This window comes from Bacillus sp. ISL-78 (assembly GCF_018613455.1).
Taxonomy (GTDB): domain Bacteria; phylum Bacillota; class Bacilli; order Bacillales; family DSM-1321; genus Peribacillus; species Peribacillus frigoritolerans.
The window spans coordinates 140,630-158,593 of sequence record NZ_JAGGQC010000026.1 but is presented as its reverse complement, the minus strand read 5'-3'; the positions used below and the strand labels follow the sequence as shown (position 1 = coordinate 158,593).

The window sequence follows — 17,964 nt, the reverse complement described above, 5'->3', positions numbered from 1 at the left end:
TGACAATGACGAATAGAGTAGTATGATAAAGTAGAAAATTTTGTGCCCAGGCATGTTCCCCGAATTAGGTTGGCGGCGATGAAGCAATTACACCCACCATGCAATGAAGAAGATATGATAAAATAGAAATTTCCAAATGAAACAGTTTTAAGAAGTGAAAGGATGTTATTATGAAATTAAAGCAGCAATTAACCAGTGCCTTTATAATAAGTGTACTTTCTTTAATCGGGTTCAGTTTCATGGCATTTACCATAAGTGCAAATGAATACCTGAAATTTGATGAAGATGTGATTTCCCTGGTGCAGGGATGGGAGTCCCCTCTGCTGACGGACATCATGAAGTTCTTTACTTACATAGGTTCAACCGCTTTCCTGATCATCCTTTCCTTGGTCATTTTGTTTTTCTTATATAGGGTTTTGAAGCATCGTTTGGAACTAGTCTTATTCACTGCAGTCATCGTGGGTTCACCTCTTCTCAATTTGATGGTTAAGCTATTCTTTCAACGCGCCCGGCCCGATTTACATCGGCTCATCGATATAGGGGGATACAGTTTCCCTAGTGGACATGCCATGAATGCATTCTCTTTATACGGTATTCTTACATTCCTGCTTTGGCGTCACATTACGGCTAGGTGGGCAAGGATCCTATTGATTCTGTTCAGCATGTTGATGATCCTCTCGATTGGTATTAGCCGAATATACTTGGGGGTCCATTATCCTAGTGATATCATTGCCGGATATTTGGCGGGCGGTTGTTGGATTGCGATTTCCATCTGGTTTTTCCAAAGGTATCAAGAGCGGCGGAATAACAAAGATCGTTAATAAAGGGAGCAAGGATATTGCAAGATAAACAGCCGGCAGGTAACAAGCCGGCGGTTGATTCAAGAAAGTTAGGAGCGTATTAAATGGAAAACTGGATTACGGAATTCATGAATGATTTTGGGTATATAGGAATCTTTCTATTAATAGCATTGGAAAATATCTTCCCGCCGATCCCGTCTGAAGTCATTCTTACTTTTGGCGGTTTCATGACGACAACAGCGGATATGACGATTATGGGTGTCGTGATCGCTGCGACTCTAGGGTCTGTGGCAGGGGCAGTCGTCCTATATGGAATTGGTTTACTTCTTGATGTTAAGGTCATTGAAAAGTTCGTGGAAAGATGGGGCCATATTTTTCGGTTAACGGTGTCAGACGTCCATAAGGCGAATTCTTGGTTTGATAAGTACGGGGCATGGACCGTGTTTTTCTGCAGGCTGGTTCCGCTGATCAGAAGCTTGATCTCGATTCCTGCGGGGATGTCCCATATGAGTTTTTGGCTCTTCCTGCTTTACACAACATCCGGAACATTAATTTGGAACATCATCTTGGTGAATATCGGGGCAGCTGTTGGCTCTTCGTGGGAAGATATTGTAGGGTACATGGACATTTATTCAAACATCGTATATGCAATATTGGCTTTGCTATTGATCGCTTTCGTTGTTTTGATTTTTAGAAGGAATAAAGGCAAAGTATAATCTCAGTTTAATTGATTGGGCTGTTACATCGGCGTTCATTCCCTAACCGAATATGACCATCAAAGGCTGTCATCGCGACAGCCTTTTTCTTATGGAAGGAAGAAGGCTGTAACCGGAATAAAGGGGGACTGCTTTGGACAAAATGAGTGAAACGAAAAAGGAATGAGGTTCGGTGCTATGGCTTCTTTTTTCAAACAAAAGAGACAAGTGAAGCAACGTGAAAAGAAAAAGGAAGATGAAAGTCAATCCAAAAGCAAAACGCCTGATTATATTGAAAGTTCCCTTTCTGCCAATCTGGAAATCGTGAAGAAAAAGACGGGAAAAAGTCCCGACATCATTATCCGCGCGTTGAAAATCGGACTAAACCCAGAGATAAAAACAACTATTTTGTATGTGCAGGGTCTGATTGATAATCCTAGCGTTACGGATTTTATAATTGAATCAATCATGAAAAATCCCCACCTGTCAAAAAACATACTTCCACTGGAAGCAATGGAAATTATCTCTGAGGACGTGGTTTCCCTCGGTGGCGTAGAAAGGGTCACGGACTGGGAAAAGCTATTTTTGACATTATTATCAGGGGACACCATCATTTTTATTGATGGAGTAAACGTCGCCCTGGTTGCCAGTACAAGAGGGGGAGAGAAGCGCTCGATTCAGGAGCCGAGCACGCATTTGACTGTCCGGGGATCTAGGGAAGGGTTTACGGAATCGAATGGAACGAACATCGCCATGTTACGCCGCATCATCAATACCCCGGATTTATGGATAGAGTCGATGAAAATAGGCACGGTGACAAAAACGGACGTATCCATCATGTATATAAATGGAATTGTCAAGGAAGGAATTGTCGAGGAGGTCAAGAAGCGCTTAAATCGAATTAACATCGATAGCATTCTTGAATCAGGATATATTGAACAATTGATAGAAGACCAGGTCATGACCCCATTCCCAACCCTTAACCATACAGAAAGACCGGATATGGTCGCAGGAAACCTGCTGGAAGGAAGAGTGGCGATATTCGTAAATGGAACGCCTTTTGTCTTGATCGCCCCAGCATTGTTCGTACAGTTTTTCCAATCTGTCGAAGACTACTATAATCGCTTCGACATTGCTTCTGCCACACGTTTTTTACGGATCATCGTTTTCATTATTTCCATAGTCGGACCGGCTGTCTATGTTGCGGCCACGACTTTTCATCAGGAAATGATCCCAACGAAGCTGCTGGTCATTGTAGCGGCCCAAAGGGAAACGGTTCCTTTGCCTGCCGTCGTTGAAGCGCTTCTCATGGAAATGACCTTTGAAATATTAAGGGAAGCAAGTCTTCGGATGCCAAAGGCTGTCGGTTCGACGATGTCCATTGTCGGGGCATTGGTCATCGGGCAGGCGGCCGTGCAGGCTGGTATCGTATCGCCGGCAATGGTCATCATCGTCTCGATCACGGCGATTGCCAGTTTTGCAACCCCTTCTTATGCCATAGCGATTTCTGCCCGCATAGTGCGGTTCGGATTCATCATTTGTGCCGGCATGTTAGGTTTTTATGGGATGATTTTAGCCTTTATCATCCTTATTGTCCATTTATGCAGCCTGCGTTCACTTGGAGTTCCTTATATGACACCACTCGCCCCTCTGAATCCAAAAGGGCTGGGCGACACATTCTTCAGAAGACCTATATGGGCATTCAAGGAAAGGCCGCAATATTTGACCAATGAAAATAATCTGATCAGGGAAGGCAATAACCAAAGACCGCTGCCTCCTGAATCGCGTGGAATGAAAACTTCTGACGGGAAAAAAGGTGAAGGCAATGAGTCGTAAAAAGCTAATTCTGTTCTTGATGTTGATCTCTACTACATTCACCTCCGGCTGTTGGGATAAAACAGAGTTAAACGAAATGGCCATCGTCTCGGCAGTTGGACTCGATAGAAATAAAGAAGGAAAGTTAGAGGGAACTTTCCAAATCATTAATCCAAGCAATGTAGCGGGAGCTCTTCAGGGCGGCGGCGGATCGAATCCACCGATATCCATTTATAGGGCCACGGGACATAATGTGCTTGAATTGGATAGTATCGCTTCAACGAAAATCTCCCGAGATATGTATTTTGCCCATGCCAACCTGGTTGTCATCGGTGAGGAACTAGCAAAAGAAGAGGGTCTCAACGATATTTTCGATGCATTTGAGCGCTCACCGGAATTCAGGGCAACTACGAGGATCGTGATTGCCCGGGGTGTGAAAGCAAGGGATATTGTCGAAACGTTAACCGCAATCGATAAGGTATCAGCCGAGAAAGTCATTAGGACGATTGAAATCACTGAAAAAACCCAGGGGAAAAGTATTAGCATCAATCTCCAAGAGGTGATCAAGAATCTGCTTAGTACAGGAAAAGAACCGATAATAAGCGGTTTTACCGTGAGAGGAAACAAGGGTAAGGAAGATAAAATGGAGAATACCATGTCCTCGGATATTGAGGCGAACCCTAATGCAGCAGGGATAGGTGTTTTTAAAGATGGAAAATTGATTGATTGGCTGGATGGTGATAAGGCAAAAGGATCAATGTGGGTATTGGATAGAATCGAAAATGTCCATTTATACCTTGATTGGGAGGGTGAAAAAAACGCAGTCACCTATTCAGTCATTCGGCAAAAAACCAATATCGGGACAAAAATAGTAAATGGCAAACCGAAAATATCGATAAAGGTCCGTGCAGAGGGAGATATCCGGGAAGCGAATGTTCCTTTGAATCTAACCGATATGCATGTTCTGATAGATATTGAAAAGAAGTTAGCGAAAGACTTGAAGAAGGAGATGGAAGACGCAATCGTTCGGGCACAAAAAAATAAATCCGATATTTTTGGCTTTGGGGAGCTCATGCATGAATCCCATCCGAAAGAATGGAAGAAACTAGAGAAAAACTGGGACGACGATACTTTTCCTAAACTGGAAGTTGATGTGCAGGTAGAAACTTTCATTCGCCGTACCGGATTACGTAATAAGCCATTTCTTTCAAATTTAAAAAAGAAAGATCAATAATGGAAAGGAAGTGGCATCCTCATGGAAAAGGCAAATATCAGCGGGTACCAGCTGTTCGTCCTTATTTTCCTGTTTGAAATGGGCAGTGCACTTTTGGTTCCGCTTGCAGGTGAAGCCAAGCAAGCTGCCTGGCTGGTCATCCTTATTGCGATGATCGGCGGATTTATATTATTTTTCATTTATTATGGCCTTTTTCAATACTACCCAGATCAGCTGTTAACGGAATTTATACGAAATATATTGGGGAATTTCCTAGGCAGGATCGTAGCTTTTCTATATATCCTTTATTTCATCTATCTTTCTGCAAGGGTGCTGAGGGATTTCGGAGATACGCTGCTTACTTTTGCCTATCCTCATATTCCGTTATTTGTCGCGAATGCTGCATTCATTTTAGTCGTGGTGTATACGGTCCGTAAGGGGATAGAAGTAGTGACGAGGACGGGGGAACTATTCTTTGTCTTGGAGAATTTACTTTTAATGACCTTCTTTCTTCTGATTATCGCTTCAGGCATGATCCATTTAAACAACTTAAAACCCGTTATTGAAATGAGCGGGACAGAGATGGTGAAAATGGCTTTCACTAAAACCGTATTCTTTCCATTTGGTGAGATCATAGTGTTTTTAATGATTTTTCCTTATTTGAATGAACCTAAGCGATTGAAAAAAATTGGGATAGGGAGCTTGGCTACAAGCGGTATTTTTCTCGCTGTAATAATGGCTGTGAATATTTCTGTACTTGGTGTGGATCTTACGACGCGTTCGCAATACCCTCTTCTTACCCTCATTCAGTCAATAGAGGTTGCTGGCTTTCTTGAACGTCTCGATGTGTACTTCTTGTTTTTGTTGATGATTGGCGGGTTCATCAAGATTTGTGTATTTACTTATGTAGCGGTAACCGGTACGGCGAATGTTTTCAATGTTAAACAGCCCTCCAGACTTGCATACCCTGTTGGCATTGTCATTTTATTGATTTCGATTATTATTTCAAGCAGCTATACGGAACATATCCATGAAGGGCTGGATGCCGTACCAAATTACATCCATCTGCCATTTCAGGTGATCATTCCATTGCTTCTCTTGATCATTGCCTTTATTAAGAATCGAAAAAAAGGGAAGACAAGCACCAAAAAAAGTTCCTGAAAGGCGGAGTTGATCAAAAATGAAATTCTTCGGTATTACGCTTTTGCTTCTGTTCCCTTTAGTGGTCATATCTTTAGGTATGGATATTCTAATGGGATTTGATCTGGATAATTCGATCAAGCATGCCTTTAACCCATTTTTGGTGAAGGACCCCGCTGAACTTATCCTTTTTTTTATTCTTCTTGCATTCCTTGTATTCAGCTTCTTTTATCGAAAAAAAAAGAAAAAGAACAAGGGCAAAGGACAACAATGATGTTGCAATTGCCGTTGCTGAAATAGAGATAAACTCCGAATGGGGGAGTTTGTCTTTTTGCTTTTTTACAACCTTGTAAACCGATTTCATAGTATGATGATAAAATGAGCTTATGTTTCAGCGGAATGTAAAATCACTCAACCAAAAAACCCCGGGAGGAGGACGGCAATTTGGATATCAAATTGAATCGAAAAATCATAAAAGACATGTGCGGGGCCGTCTCTTTCAAAAGAGGGGAAGCTTTTCATCGTGCCAATAAAGTGACATTTGAAAGCTATCGTCATGATGGTTGTGAAGCATCGGTTAGAGGCAAGGAAGACTTCCAGGTCACGATTGAAGTGGATGCAGCCGGCGGATTTCAGACGGAATGCAGCTGTCCTTCGCTAGCTTCCTTCCCTAGGGATTGCCAGCATATTGCAGCCGTCCTGCTGTCGGTATACGACCATAAGCGGGATGGAACGATTCCTGAAGGCCTGCAAGCAGCCGGTTCTGATGCTACAGCCAATAAGATGTTATCAGAGGGCTTGCTGACCCTTTTCAATAATCAGCCGGTACGCAAAAGCGTTCATCAGCGCCACTTTGAAAATAGAACGATGCTTGAAGTGGAGTTTACGTGCAAACCAGTTTGGATGGGCATGGACAAATATATGTTAGGACTGGAAGTGAAAATCGGTTCACTCAATGTCTCGAATGTCAGGGATTTCCTGAAGCGAGTTAAAGAAGGAAAGCCTGCCCAAATGTCTCCTTCATTTATATATGACCCGTCACTGCATTGTTTTCAGAATGAAAATGATTCCGTGCTTCAGGAGCTCATTACAGTGATATCGGATGAAAAAGTCTATGTGGACGCCCTGACGGATAAATCCGAATATAAATTGGACCATCACTTATTACTTCTGCCCCCATCTTCTTTTCGAAGGCTTGTCCCCATCCTTGAAGCGGCGCCAATGGTGAAGCTTGCCTATGGCGGCCTTACATTCAATGGCTTTCGTGTAACAAACGGACCGCTTCCTTTACGGTTTGACTTTACCGAAAGCGGGGACAAAGGTTATCAATTGTATATTAAAAGGCTGCAAGAGATGATCATCATGAATGCATACACATTGGTCTTATTTGAGGGGAAGTTGGTTCAGCTCGAAGGTGAGGATTTCAAACGCCTTTCAGAGTTAAAGCAAATGATGGAGGATTCGGGGATGAATCAAATTCCAATCCATCATGACCAGCTGGAATTATTCCTGGACAAGGTGGTACCAGGCTTGAAAAGACTTGGTGAAGTCCATATAGCAAGGTCCATCACCGAATTGTTTTTGAAGACACCGCTGGTTGCAAAGCTATACTTGGATCGAGTGAAAAACAGGCTGCTCGCCGGGCTGGAATTCCATTATGAAAATATCGTGATCAACCCTTTGGAAAAACAGGAATCAAAGGTTATGAGGGATGTTGAGAAAGAGGCGGAGATAATAAAGCTGATGGAGGATAGCCAGTTTGCCAAGACGGACGGAGGCTATTTCCTGCATAACGAAGAGTTGGAGTATGAGTTCTTGTACCACATCGTACCTAAACTCCAGAGGCTGGTGCAAATCTATGCCACGACCGCTGTAAGGAACCGGATTTCCCGTGGAAATGCTGCACCGCGCATTAGGGTGAAAATTAAAAAAGAGCGTACAAATTGGCTCGAATTCAAATTTGAAATGGATGATATCCCAGATAAACAAATACGTGAGATCTTAGCAGCGCTTGAAGAAAAAAGGAAATACTATCGATTAAGGAATGGATCGCTGCTTTCCCTTGAGACAAGGGAATACGAGGAAATCAATCGTTTTCTGAATGCACTGCCCATACAGGATGAAGATCTGGAAAGCACGCTGAACATGCCAATTGTAAAAGGGCTCCAGCTCCTCGACTCCGTTTATGATGGCCAGACATTCACGATGGAAGATTCATTCCGGCAGTTTTTGGATAACATCAGGAATCCGGGCGCCTTGGAGTTCACGGTGCCAAATAGTCTGGACCCGATTTTGCGCGATTATCAAAAAAACGGCTACAAATGGATGAAAATCCTTGCCCAATACGGCTTTGGCGGGATTCTTGCTGATGATATGGGTCTGGGAAAAACATTGCAAAGCATCACGTTCATTTTATCCGAGCTACCTGACATCCGTAAGAAAAGGGTTCCGGCGCTTATTGTCTGCCCATCATCATTGACCTACAATTGGCTGAGTGAATTCACTAAATTCGCTCCTGAAATTCAAGCCGTCGTCGTGGATGGAGACAAGCCGGAAAGGTCGAAACTGCTTAAAGAAATGAAGGACGTGGATGTAGTGATCACCTCTTATCCATTGCTTCGGAAAGACATCAAGTCGTTTGAAAAAGAGGATTTCCATACGGTGTTTTTCGATGAGGCACAGGCCTTCAAGAACCCGGTGACACAAACGGCACGAGCGGCCAAGAAGATAAAAGCGGCACATCGCTTCGCATTGACAGGTACGCCCATCGAGAATTCACTGGAAGAACTCTGGTCCCTTTTCCACGTCGTATTCCCTGAACTATTCATGGGGTTAAAGGAGTATAGCAACCTCTCTAGGAAGCAGATTTCCCGCAGGATCCGTCCGTTTTTGCTGCGGAGAATGAAAGAGGACGTACTAGCGGAATTACCGGAAAAAATCGAGTCGCTGGAATCGGTGGAATTGCTTCCCGATCAGAAGAAACTGTACGGTGCCTATCTTGCCAAGCTGCGGCATGATACGCTGAAACACTTGGATAAGGACACCCTCCGCAAAAATCGGATCAGGATCCTTGCTGGCTTGACCCGGCTTCGGCAAATATGCTGTCACCCCGCCTTGTTTGTGGACGGATATAAAGGCAGTTCAGCTAAATATGAGCAACTGATGCAAATTGTCGAGGAATCGAAGCATTCTGGAAGACGGGTGCTGATTTTCTCGCAATTTACAAAAATGCTTACAATCATCGGCAGGGATTTGGCCATGAAAGGACAACCCTTTTTCTACCTGGATGGACAAACCCCATCAAAGGAACGTGTGGAAATCTGCAATCGGTTTAATGCAGGAGAACGGGATATATTCCTCATTTCATTGAAAGCGGGCGGTACGGGTCTCAACCTGACGGGTGCCGATACAGTCATTCTATATGACCTTTGGTGGAATCCGGCCGTTGAAGAACAAGCCGCGGACCGTGCCCATCGAATGGGGCAAAAAAATGAGGTTCAAGTCATCAAGCTTATTGCCCGTGGGACAATCGAAGAAAAAATGAATGAACTCCAAGAGAAAAAGAGACATCTTATTGAAGAAATCATCGATCCTGGAGACAAGTCGTCATCTGCACTTACAGAAGAGGATATCAGGGAAATTCTCATGATATAAGGGTTCAGATGAATGTAATAAATTATAGTCAATCATGGTGCATTCCTCTTACAAAGGAATGCTTTTTTATTTTTAAGGCACTTTTCGTAAAGATTGTTGTTTTTAAAACGAAACGATTTAAGGTTATTGGAGCGGAAGTGCGAGACTCCTGCGGGAGCGGCTGGACAGGTGAGACCCCACAGGCGTTTACGCCAAGGAGGCTCACCGCCCGCCCCCCGCGGAAAGAGAGCAACTGGAGTGGAAAGCAACCACAACTCACTATCTATAAAGTATGTGAAAACAGCCATTTTTAAAAAGAATAGGATATTACATTAACAATAATAATATAATAAAAAACAACAATGTTTTATTGTAAAACGATAAAACTTATGTTAAATTAAATGGACAATAAACAAGTGAGGTGCTTTTTATGAAACTAGGAACAACACTCTTTTTAAAGATGGCTGTTATTCTTATTGGAATTCCAGTTCTTGCTCTGTGCATCTTCTTGGTGCCTGGGATAGCGAATTTTGCAGCAGAATTATATCCGGATATGGCTTATTTGAAATATCTCGTTTTAATCGATTTGTATGCATCGGCGATACCTTTTTACTTTGCCCTATATCAAGCCTTTAAACTTTTAAGCTATATTGACAAGAACAAAGCTTTCTCGGAATTATCTGTAAGAGCTTTAAAGACTATAAAAAATTGTGCAATCACAATAAGCAGCTTGTATGTGGCAGGCATGCCGCTCTTTTATCTCATCGCAGAAAAGGACGACGCCCCAGGTATCATATTAATCGGAATGGTCGTTATTTTTGCTTCAATGGTGATTGCAGTCTTTGCTGCTGTTCTTCAAAGGCTTTTACAAGAAGCCATCGATATAAAATCAGAAAATGACTTAATAGTCTGAGGTGATTAACTTGGCAATTATAATCAATATTGATGTGATGTTGGCTAAAAGGAAAATGAGTGTTACAGAACTTTCCGAGAGGGTTGGAATAACGATGGCTAATCTTTCCATATTGAAAAATGGCAAGGCAAAAGCGATTCGATTAACAACTTTGGATGCGATTTGTAAGGCTTTGGAATGTCAACCCGGGGATATTTTAGAATACCGAAATGATGAAGGCACCCAAGATTAAGATTTATAAAGGGGAGTTACTCATGAATGATGATAAAAAAATGGAGGCACCAATCATGAGGGCACTAAAACAACTCGTTCGTTTTGGTTGGGAGCAGGCCCTATCATGCTTGTTTCCTGTCGTTATTTTTGCCTCTTTGGCAATTACAAAATTCATCTCGCTTCCCTTTCTGCCGCGGTATGACTGGCTGCTCATCATCTGCCTTATAATGCAGTGGTGGATGCTGCGTTCCGGGCTTGAAACACGGGATGAACTAAAGGTCATCACCTTGTTCCACCTTATTGGTCTTGCCCTTGAAATTTTCAAGGTACATATGGGCTCCTGGACTTATCCAGAGGAAGGATATTTCAAGATTTTTGGAGTACCTCTATATAGCGGATTCATGTACGCTAGTGTAGCGAGTTATCTTTGCCAGGCGTGGAGGAGGTTAAAGGTTGAACTGGTCAAGTGGCCGCCATTTTTGGTCGTTGTTTCTCTTGCGCTTGCGATTTATTTAAATTTTTTCACCCACCATTATTGGATGGATGTTCGTTGGTGGCTATCTGGACTTGTCATCATCGTCTTTTGGCGAGCATGGGTCACATACGAAGTTGGTGGAACCCGCTATCGTATGCCAATCGCATTTTCTTTTGTGCTCATCGGATTTTTCATATGGATAGCCGAAAATATCGCAACGTTCTTTGGAGCTTGGGAATATCCAAACCAAACCGATGCATGGAGTCTCGTTCATCTAGGAAAGGTAAGCTCATGGCTCTTACTGGTGATTGTCAGCTTTCTTATAGTAGCGACGCTAAAACAGGTTAAGGGGAAAGATTCCGCTGTGATGGATGAGGGTCGATTTTTATAAGATGAATCATTCAAGTTAGATAAAAATAAGTATAGACGACACATTGTGTCGTCTTTGATTTTCTATGCTTTATGTCATTCCTATGAAACAAGTTTTAATCCCACTGCTGCGCCAAGGACCATGGCTATAAAAACGACCCTGCGCCAATCTTTGGATTCCCCGTATAAGAGCATTCCGATTATCGCACCGCCTGATGCGCCGATTCCTGTCCAGATAGCGTAAGCCGTCCCCATCGGCAAGGTTTTCATGGCATAAGCAAGAAACAGGAAACTTGCTCCAAATCCGATGAATAACAGCAGCAAGGATTGCCAATTACGGTCTTTGTGCAATTTATTGATCATCGCAACCCCAAACATTTCAAAAAGCCCCGCTAAGATTAAAGAGACCCAAGCCATTAAGATTCATCTCCTTTCTCAGCCTTATCATCCGTCACTAGCTTCAAGCCGATCACCCCTGATAATAAGAGGAGGATCAATAGTGTTTTGCTCAGCTTGAAGGATTCTCCAAAGAAAAGGATTTCGGAAAAAACGGTCCCGGCAGTCCCCATACCGACAAAAACGGCATATACCGTTCCGACAGGAAGCTTCCTGCCAGCCATTATCATCAAGTAAAAACTGATGATGATCGAAATGACCGTTCCAGTCCAAGTCCAAAAGTCATCTGCATGTTTTAAGCCAATCACCCAAAATACTTCAAAAAAAGCTGCAATGAATACTTTAATCCAGTTTGTGCTCATGTAATAACGCACCTCCGATTTTATTCTTTACCAAAAAAACAAAAAAGCCCAAGAGATAACTGTTAAAACAGTTTCTCCCAGGCTTTTATCCTTCCGTGACACAGCATGCTGTGAGTTCTCTCTCGGACCAGACCAGCAATGAGACGCACTGCGGAACCCTAGAAAACCTTTGACATATACAATTACCTTCCATTATACATTCTTTTTTAACTTACTCAAGGTAAAAGTTTTGCCAAATTCCATGCCGGTTTTTCCCTAATATCTGCATATGTCCCGTAACGTTTGCAGCTTTCATCTGAATACAGCGAGACCATTTCGAACTTTCCGGATTATATTCAAATTTGAAAAAAGCCAATTTTCCTATAGTTTTGTTATTTGGCTCTTTTCGTAAAGATTGTTGTTTTTAAAACGAAACGATTTAAGGTTGATTGGAGCGGAAGTGCGAGACTCCTGCGGGAGCAGCGGGACAGGTGAGACCCCACAGGCGTTTACGCCGAGGAGGCTCACCGCCCGCCCCGCGGAAAGCGAGCATCTGGAGGGGAAATCAACCACAACCCACTACCTGGTAAATAGCAACAAAGTATGTGAAAACAGCCTTTTATTTAAATAACGCAACATAAGGTACGAGACACCTGGGGGCGAGCATTAGCGGATTGCTTTGCAATATGATGAAAAAAGGTGGATATGTCCCTCGGCCGGCATTTTCAGGGACGGAAGCAATATTGTACGTGGAGGAAGTTCTTCGTAAAATTAGGGAGCATCATCATGTCCCTATTTTGATTATATCTGCAAAAGGAGAACAGCAAACGAAAATAAATGGATTGCGCGCTGGGGCAGATGATTTCATTACGAAGCCATTTGATATTGAAGAAGTAATGGCAAGAATAGATGCTCATATCTTTGATAGATTTTATATAGGTGATACTGCAAGAAATAAAAAAGGGACGGGACTAGGGTTATCCATTGCCCAAAGTTTAATGAAAAAAATGAATGGTGAGCTTTTTGCCACTCTGAAAAATCATCAATTCATCATGACCTGCCAATGGAAAAAAAGAACGTAGTCCGGTTCTGTTTTCAGCTCAAAAAAAGCCCCGAAATCTTATCCGGGGCTTTTTTGGCTTGCTATTTAGGCATTCACTGTCCGTTTAGGGGATGGACCTTCTTTTTTATGTGATACATAACTATGCAGGATCATTCCCATGATGACGATAAAGATGCCGAACCACGATAACGGAGAAGGAATCGGTAGAGATAGGAATAGTAATTCGCCAGCCAGGGCAAAAAGAACCTCCATCGATTGTGTTGCTTCAACTGAAGCTAATTTCTGCATATTCCCGCGTACCAAATCGGTCGCCATGAAAAAAAGGACCGTGGCGATGACTCCAGAAAATAGTGCCACCAAAAGGGATTGGAAACTCTGCATCTTCGTCGGCGCACCTACTGTAAAGAAACCGTACAAGGAAAGCAAAAACCAGAATGGAAGACTTGCCAAAGTCATTCCCAAAACCCGCTGATAAGCATCCAGACGCCCTTCGGATACTTCCATCATTTTGCGATTTCCCAAAGGGTAGGCAAACGAGGCGATGACGATTGGAATCACTCCCAGCCAAAGATTGGCCATTGAAATGTGTTTGGTATGTTCCAGTTGCATCAGGATGATCCCAAGCAGAATGATCATGGACATGAGGAGGCCTTTCACGGAAACCTTTCCTCTTTGCCTTTCGATCCCATCTTTCGTTTGGACATTTTCAAAAAACAGCGGCGCAAGCAGCGCACCCGAAATGATCGTGATTTGCCAGGTGCCGGCGATCAGCCAGCCAGGTGAGTAGGCGGACGCAAAGCATAAAGGAGCATAAAATAACCCAAATCCGACAAAACTCCAAAGCAGCCAAGGACCCGGCTTTTCTCTCATCACTTGTAAAAGGGGACGCAGGTTTTTCCTGCTCCATACGATACACAACAGAAAGGGCACCATAAAGATATATCGCAGCGAAGCACTCCAAATCCAACTTCCGCCAGACAGCTCCATGGCCTGATTCAAAACAAACGTAAATGCAAAAAAGAAAGCAGAACAAATACCTAATATAATCGGACGCAATTGACTCACCTCAATCTGTTTTATGAGTCAGTAAGACTCTGGAAGGATGGCAATCGTTTCGGCTTTCTGAAAGTATTTTCAGGAATGAAAGCAGAATGAATTTTCTAATTATTATAAGCGATCAGTTTAAATTGTCCTTCAAAAGCAAAGGAAAATCAATAAGATTCTTTTAATCTACTGAAATTCATTCTTCAAGATTCGACATGAAATGAAAAGAATGCTTGTTGGAATTGAATGAAGGCGTTTCCATTTTCCATATTAAAATTAGAAATATATACCAAAGAAAGAAGCGACAAACGCTGTCGTGGCGCGTGTTATGAAGGAATTACTAATATTTAATATAAAAATCATATAGAGGCAGATAGTATATGAAGATACGAGAATTGACGAATATGGTAGGTAGTGGTATCTTAATAGAAGTGCAAATAATGTCGAATGGTGACGAAATGTATAAATGCAACATTCGCAAGAAAGTTAGTGGGGTAAATTAAATGAAATCTACAGGTATTGTACGTAAAGTTGACGAATTAGGGCGGGTAGTCATTCCGATTGAACTGCGCCGAACATTAGGAATTAATGAGAAAGACGCTCTGGAGATTTATGTAGAACAAGAGCGCATCATCCTTCAAAAATATAAACCAAACATGACTTGTCAGGTTACAGGTGAAGTTTCCGATGACAATATGAAACTTGCTGACGGTAAATTAATACTTAGCCCAGAAGGTGCCGAACTTCTAATTAAAGAAATTCAAGCCAGCATGGAAACTGCTAAATAATTAATATACTAGATAAATAGCATCCAAGTGTAGGGAGGTTCCTCCCTACACTTTTTTTTATTAAATGGTGAAATAATAAAAATGGTTCGATTCACGGGCGAAACCAATCTTTTCATAAAGTCTCTGTGCTTTCACATTATCCTTGCCTGTCTCCAGTGAAACACCTTTAGCACCTGTTTCGCGTGCAAAAGCAATGGCCGCATTCAATAAATCCTCGCCAAATCCCTTTTTACGGGCGGACTCCTTCACGAATAAATCATTCAATACCCATGACCGCATCATACTCACAGACGAAAAAGAAGGGTACAATTGTACAAAACCAATTGGATTTCCTTCATCAAACGCCATAAAAACCACAGACTCCCCTTTTGTCAGCCTTTCCCTTAAAAACTCCCTTGCACGACCAGGGTCAGAGGTTTGCTCATAAAACACCCTGTATAAATCAAAAAGTTCCGTCAGTGATTCCAGCTCATGTAATGTAGCCTTCCGTATGCTCATAAATGGCCCCCCCAAATGTTAGAATACTCTAAACTTACCATTTAACTATGCGATCCGCCAAATTTTGGATCGCATTTTCCAGCCCCAAAAATCAGGATGGAGCACAAAAAGGCACCATTCTGATTTTTTCATGTAGAGGGCTATTAACCCAAGGTAGAAGCAATCTCATGAGATATCAGCGTTTACTCGTGAGTTTGAAGCAAATACTCGTGAATTAAGCCGATTTACTCGTGAGTTTGAAGCAAATACCCGTGAGTTTAGCCGATTTACTCGTGAAAGGAGCATTTATCCATAGAATTCAGCAGCAATCTCATGAGATATCAGCGTTTACTCGTGAGTTTGAAGCAAATACTCGTGAGTTTAGTCGATTTACTCGTGAGTTTGAAGCAAATACTCGTGAAATTGGCCAATTTACTCGTAAAAGAAGCATTACAGTGCAGCAGTAATCATGAGATATCAGCGTTTACCGTGAGTTGAGCAAAGCAAGTATGCCGGAAAAAGGATTTGTATTAATCGATAAAGAATATATATAGATGCTATTTTTATTGAACATCAAGGGGGAATGAAGATGGATTTAAGATACCCGATTGGGAAGTTTCAGTTTGACGGGGAAATTACTAGTGGTGTAGCCGAAGGGTGGCTCAACGAGATTGAAGCCTTGCCTCGGATCCTGAGGGAAGCAGTAGGAAACATGGATGATGAACAGCTTGATACGGTTTATCGTCCTGGAGGATGGACGGTCCGCCAAGTGGTGCATCATGTTGCTGATAGCCATATGAACGCGTTTATTCGCTTCAAATTGGCCCTTACGGAAGAAAGTCCTGTCATTAAACCGTATGAGGAGGGGCGATGGGCAGAGCTGCCTGATTATGATTTGCCGATTGAGGTTTCTCTATCATTAATCGAAGGTATACATATCCGCATGGGCAAACTTTTATCGGATCTTGATGCGGATGACCTGAGCAGAACATTCATCCATCCTGATTCAGGAGAGGTGACAGTCGGTGAAAATATAGGAATTTATTCATGGCACGGATGCCATCATCTGGCTCACATTACTTCTTTATCAAAGCGACAGGGATGGTGAATATGACTATGAAAGGTGTGATTATGTGAATGCCGAGGTGAAAATCGAACAATTAACTTCAACCGGATACCATCTTAATGAACTTTCCGACCTTTTGGTGCAAGTGGTGGATGATGGTGCGTCCATCGGTTTTTTACCACCCATGAAACAGTCTGAGGCCGTTGATTACTGGGGTAGTGCCATGGATCGTGATGTGATTCTGTTTGTCGCTAAGTTGCAGGGTAAGATTGTCGGGAGTGTACAGTTACATTTATGTTCAAAGCAAAATGGCGGCCATCGAGCGGAAATCGCAAAATTAATGACACATACTGGTTATAGAAGAAATGGCATAGGACGTTCACTCATGCTAGAGGCTGAGAGGAAGGCCAAACAGGAGGGACGGACATTATTGGTCCTGGATACGAGGGAAGGAGATCCTTCAAATCTCCTGTATACCTCATTGGGATATATTCAGGCAGGCAGGATTCCTGATTATGCGAAATCTGCAAATGGTGAATTTCAACCGACCATTTTTTATTATAAAAATAATCTCGGATAACGAATTGAATGGGGGAATCCAAGTGCAAGCTGTAATCGAAAAAGAACGTAATGGGATTATCGCAAGATTCGATCGCCTGCTCAATCATCCGGTTGAAAAGGTATGGGGTGCTTTAACGGAGAATGATAAGGTGGAAAAGTGGATGTCCAACCTGGAAATGAAGGACCTCCGAAAAGATGGGACGATAAAATTCAATTTCAATGATGGGTCAGGGAAATCTTTTGATATGAAGATCAGGGACTTCCGGGAAGCTTCCGTTTTAGATTTTGAATGGGGGGACGGCTGGGTTCGTTTCGAGGTATCCCCTGAAAAGGATGGATGCTCATTGGTATTGAAAGAATCCATCACGCCAGTTAATGATCATACATCAAAAGATCTGGCAGGCTGGCATATTTGCCTTGATATGTTTAGTGATTTACTTGATGGACACCATCAGGATTTCCCAATGGATGCATGGGAAAAATGGCATAAGGAATATACGGCCGCCGTCAAACGAATGGATGGATGAATGGAATGCAGGTGTATACATAAGATGGTCTTAAACCGAAGAAATGCCTCTGCTAAGGAAGTTTTTTGTTGATATTCCAGTTGGTGCCATGTTAAGATGGCTGTAACTTTTAAGAAATGGAGGTTTTCCTTGTGACATATATCAGACTGCGTTTCCAATCTTTGAACCGTTAATTGAATACGTTCAAGAGCTCTGCCGTCCGCAGGGTAAATGGGAATGGTCTGTCTATTTTTAAGGAAACCTTCATTTTACGCATTTAAGTAAAAAGAGACGATTTCAACCTCTTTTTTTTGCTGTCCGGCTGAAGCCGCGGCAACCTTTGTGATCAAAGGTTTTCACGATTCCAGTTGACTTTAAAATAGAAGAATGATTAAGGGAGAATTACTTTGTCTATCCAAGGGTCATTTTGGGATAGGTGTAAGATTCTCCATTGAA

At 42.5% G+C, this 17,964-nt stretch carries 20 protein-coding genes and 1 riboswitch; of the genes, 16 read left to right on the top strand and 4 right to left on the bottom strand.

The genetic code is table 11. The annotated features are described in order from the left end of the window. Positions 1 to 170: 170 nt before the first annotated feature. From J7I96_RS21685 to J7I96_RS21640, 10 genes are all read left to right on the top strand, one after another. Positions 171 to 821: a phosphatase PAP2 family protein gene (locus J7I96_RS21685; protein WP_214770756.1), complete on the top strand. Its 651-nt coding sequence runs from the start codon at positions 171 to 173 to the stop codon at positions 819 to 821. A gap of 83 nt (positions 822 to 904) precedes the next feature. Further along, positions 905 to 1,516: a DedA family protein gene (locus tag J7I96_RS21680; RefSeq protein ID WP_214770758.1), complete on the top strand. Its 612-nt coding sequence runs from the start codon at positions 905 to 907 to the stop codon at positions 1,514 to 1,516. Between the two features lie 177 nt (positions 1,517 to 1,693). Next, positions 1,694 to 3,331, top strand: coding sequence for a spore germination protein (locus tag J7I96_RS21675; protein ID WP_214770760.1), 1,638 nt, complete (start codon positions 1,694 to 1,696; stop codon positions 3,329 to 3,331). Then, the gene (locus J7I96_RS21670) at positions 3,321 to 4,544 is read left to right on the top strand and encodes a Ger(x)C family spore germination protein (protein WP_214770762.1); all 1,224 of its coding nucleotides are present in this window, start codon (positions 3,321 to 3,323) and stop codon (positions 4,542 to 4,544) included. The genes J7I96_RS21675 and J7I96_RS21670 overlap by 11 nt, the downstream gene beginning before the upstream one ends. Positions 4,545 to 4,565: 21 nt before the next feature. Next, positions 4,566 to 5,684 (top strand): GerAB/ArcD/ProY family transporter, encoded by a 1,119-nt coding sequence (locus J7I96_RS21665; RefSeq protein WP_214770764.1) that lies wholly within the window; start codon positions 4,566 to 4,568, stop codon positions 5,682 to 5,684. 19 nt (positions 5,685 to 5,703) lie between these two features. Further along, positions 5,704 to 5,937: a YczF family membrane protein gene (locus tag J7I96_RS21660; protein WP_057276811.1), complete on the top strand. Its 234-nt coding sequence runs from the start codon at positions 5,704 to 5,706 to the stop codon at positions 5,935 to 5,937. A gap of 170 nt (positions 5,938 to 6,107) precedes the next feature. Next, positions 6,108 to 9,317, top strand: a complete 3,210-nt coding sequence (locus tag J7I96_RS21655) for a DEAD/DEAH box helicase (protein WP_214770766.1) — start codon at positions 6,108 to 6,110, stop codon at positions 9,315 to 9,317. 409 nt (positions 9,318 to 9,726) lie between these two features. Continuing rightward, positions 9,727 to 10,209, top strand: a complete 483-nt coding sequence (locus J7I96_RS21650; protein ID WP_214770768.1) for a DUF2975 domain-containing protein — start codon at positions 9,727 to 9,729, stop codon at positions 10,207 to 10,209. Between the two features lie 10 nt (positions 10,210 to 10,219). Further along, positions 10,220 to 10,441, top strand: a complete 222-nt coding sequence (locus J7I96_RS21645; RefSeq protein ID WP_034309451.1) for a helix-turn-helix domain-containing protein — start codon at positions 10,220 to 10,222, stop codon at positions 10,439 to 10,441. Between the two features lie 55 nt (positions 10,442 to 10,496). Further along, a complete protein-coding gene (locus J7I96_RS21640) occupies positions 10,497 to 11,288 on the top strand; it encodes a DUF817 domain-containing protein (protein WP_214771322.1) in 792 nt (263 codons plus the stop codon). Positions 11,289 to 11,368: 80 nt separating this feature from the next. Here the strand turns inward: J7I96_RS21640 and J7I96_RS21635 are convergent, their stop codons facing one another. Together J7I96_RS21635 and J7I96_RS21630 are read right to left on the bottom strand one after the other, a co-directional pair. Continuing rightward, on the bottom strand, positions 11,369 to 11,683 hold the full coding sequence (locus J7I96_RS21635) for a DMT family transporter (protein WP_034309447.1): 315 nt from the start codon (positions 11,681 to 11,683) through the stop codon (positions 11,369 to 11,371). Further along, the gene (locus tag J7I96_RS21630) at positions 11,683 to 12,024 is read right to left on the bottom strand and encodes a DMT family transporter (RefSeq protein WP_063594494.1); all 342 of its coding nucleotides are present in this window, start codon (positions 12,022 to 12,024) and stop codon (positions 11,683 to 11,685) included. Before J7I96_RS21630 ends, J7I96_RS21635 begins: the two co-directional genes overlap by 1 nt. A gap of 72 nt (positions 12,025 to 12,096) precedes the next feature. After that, positions 12,097 to 12,197, bottom strand: a riboswitch (guanidine-I (ykkC/yxkD leader). Positions 12,198 to 12,689: 492 nt separating this feature from the next. Here J7I96_RS21630 and J7I96_RS28470 point away from each other — a divergent pair. Beyond that, on the top strand, positions 12,690 to 13,085 hold the full coding sequence (locus tag J7I96_RS28470) for a response regulator transcription factor (RefSeq protein WP_214770771.1): 396 nt from the start codon (positions 12,690 to 12,692) through the stop codon (positions 13,083 to 13,085). A gap of 65 nt (positions 13,086 to 13,150) precedes the next feature. Here J7I96_RS28470 and J7I96_RS21620 read toward each other — a convergent pair whose 3' ends face one another. Then, a complete protein-coding gene (locus tag J7I96_RS21620) occupies positions 13,151 to 14,122 on the bottom strand; it encodes a DMT family transporter (protein ID WP_063594489.1) in 972 nt (323 codons plus the stop codon). A 491-nt stretch (positions 14,123 to 14,613) separates the two neighbouring features. Between J7I96_RS21620 and J7I96_RS21615 the strand changes: the two genes are divergently transcribed. Next, positions 14,614 to 14,898 (top strand): transition state genes transcriptional regulator AbrB, encoded by a 285-nt coding sequence (locus J7I96_RS21615; RefSeq protein WP_053536026.1) that lies wholly within the window; start codon positions 14,614 to 14,616, stop codon positions 14,896 to 14,898. A gap of 60 nt (positions 14,899 to 14,958) precedes the next feature. Here the strand turns inward: J7I96_RS21615 and J7I96_RS21610 are convergent, their stop codons facing one another. Further along, entirely contained in the window at positions 14,959 to 15,396 is a 438-nt protein-coding gene (locus tag J7I96_RS21610; RefSeq protein ID WP_214770773.1) for a GNAT family N-acetyltransferase, read from the bottom strand. Positions 15,397 to 15,708: 312 nt separating this feature from the next. Between J7I96_RS21610 and J7I96_RS21605 the strand changes: the two genes are divergently transcribed. The 4 genes from J7I96_RS21605 (at position 15,709) to J7I96_RS21590 (ending at position 17,529) form a co-directional block, all read left to right on the top strand. Then, the gene (locus J7I96_RS21605; protein ID WP_214770775.1) at positions 15,709 to 15,873 is read left to right on the top strand and encodes a hypothetical protein; all 165 of its coding nucleotides are present in this window, start codon (positions 15,709 to 15,711) and stop codon (positions 15,871 to 15,873) included. Between the two features lie 91 nt (positions 15,874 to 15,964). After that, positions 15,965 to 16,483: a YfiT family bacillithiol transferase gene (locus J7I96_RS21600; RefSeq protein WP_396020124.1), complete on the top strand. Its 519-nt coding sequence runs from the start codon at positions 15,965 to 15,967 to the stop codon at positions 16,481 to 16,483. Between the two features lie 25 nt (positions 16,484 to 16,508). Then, on the top strand, positions 16,509 to 17,021 hold the full coding sequence (locus tag J7I96_RS21595; RefSeq protein ID WP_214770779.1) for a GNAT family N-acetyltransferase: 513 nt from the start codon (positions 16,509 to 16,511) through the stop codon (positions 17,019 to 17,021). A 22-nt stretch (positions 17,022 to 17,043) separates the two neighbouring features. Beyond that, positions 17,044 to 17,529, top strand: coding sequence for an SRPBCC family protein (locus J7I96_RS21590; protein ID WP_214770781.1), 486 nt, complete (start codon positions 17,044 to 17,046; stop codon positions 17,527 to 17,529). The last annotated feature ends 435 nt before the right edge of the window (positions 17,530 to 17,964 follow it).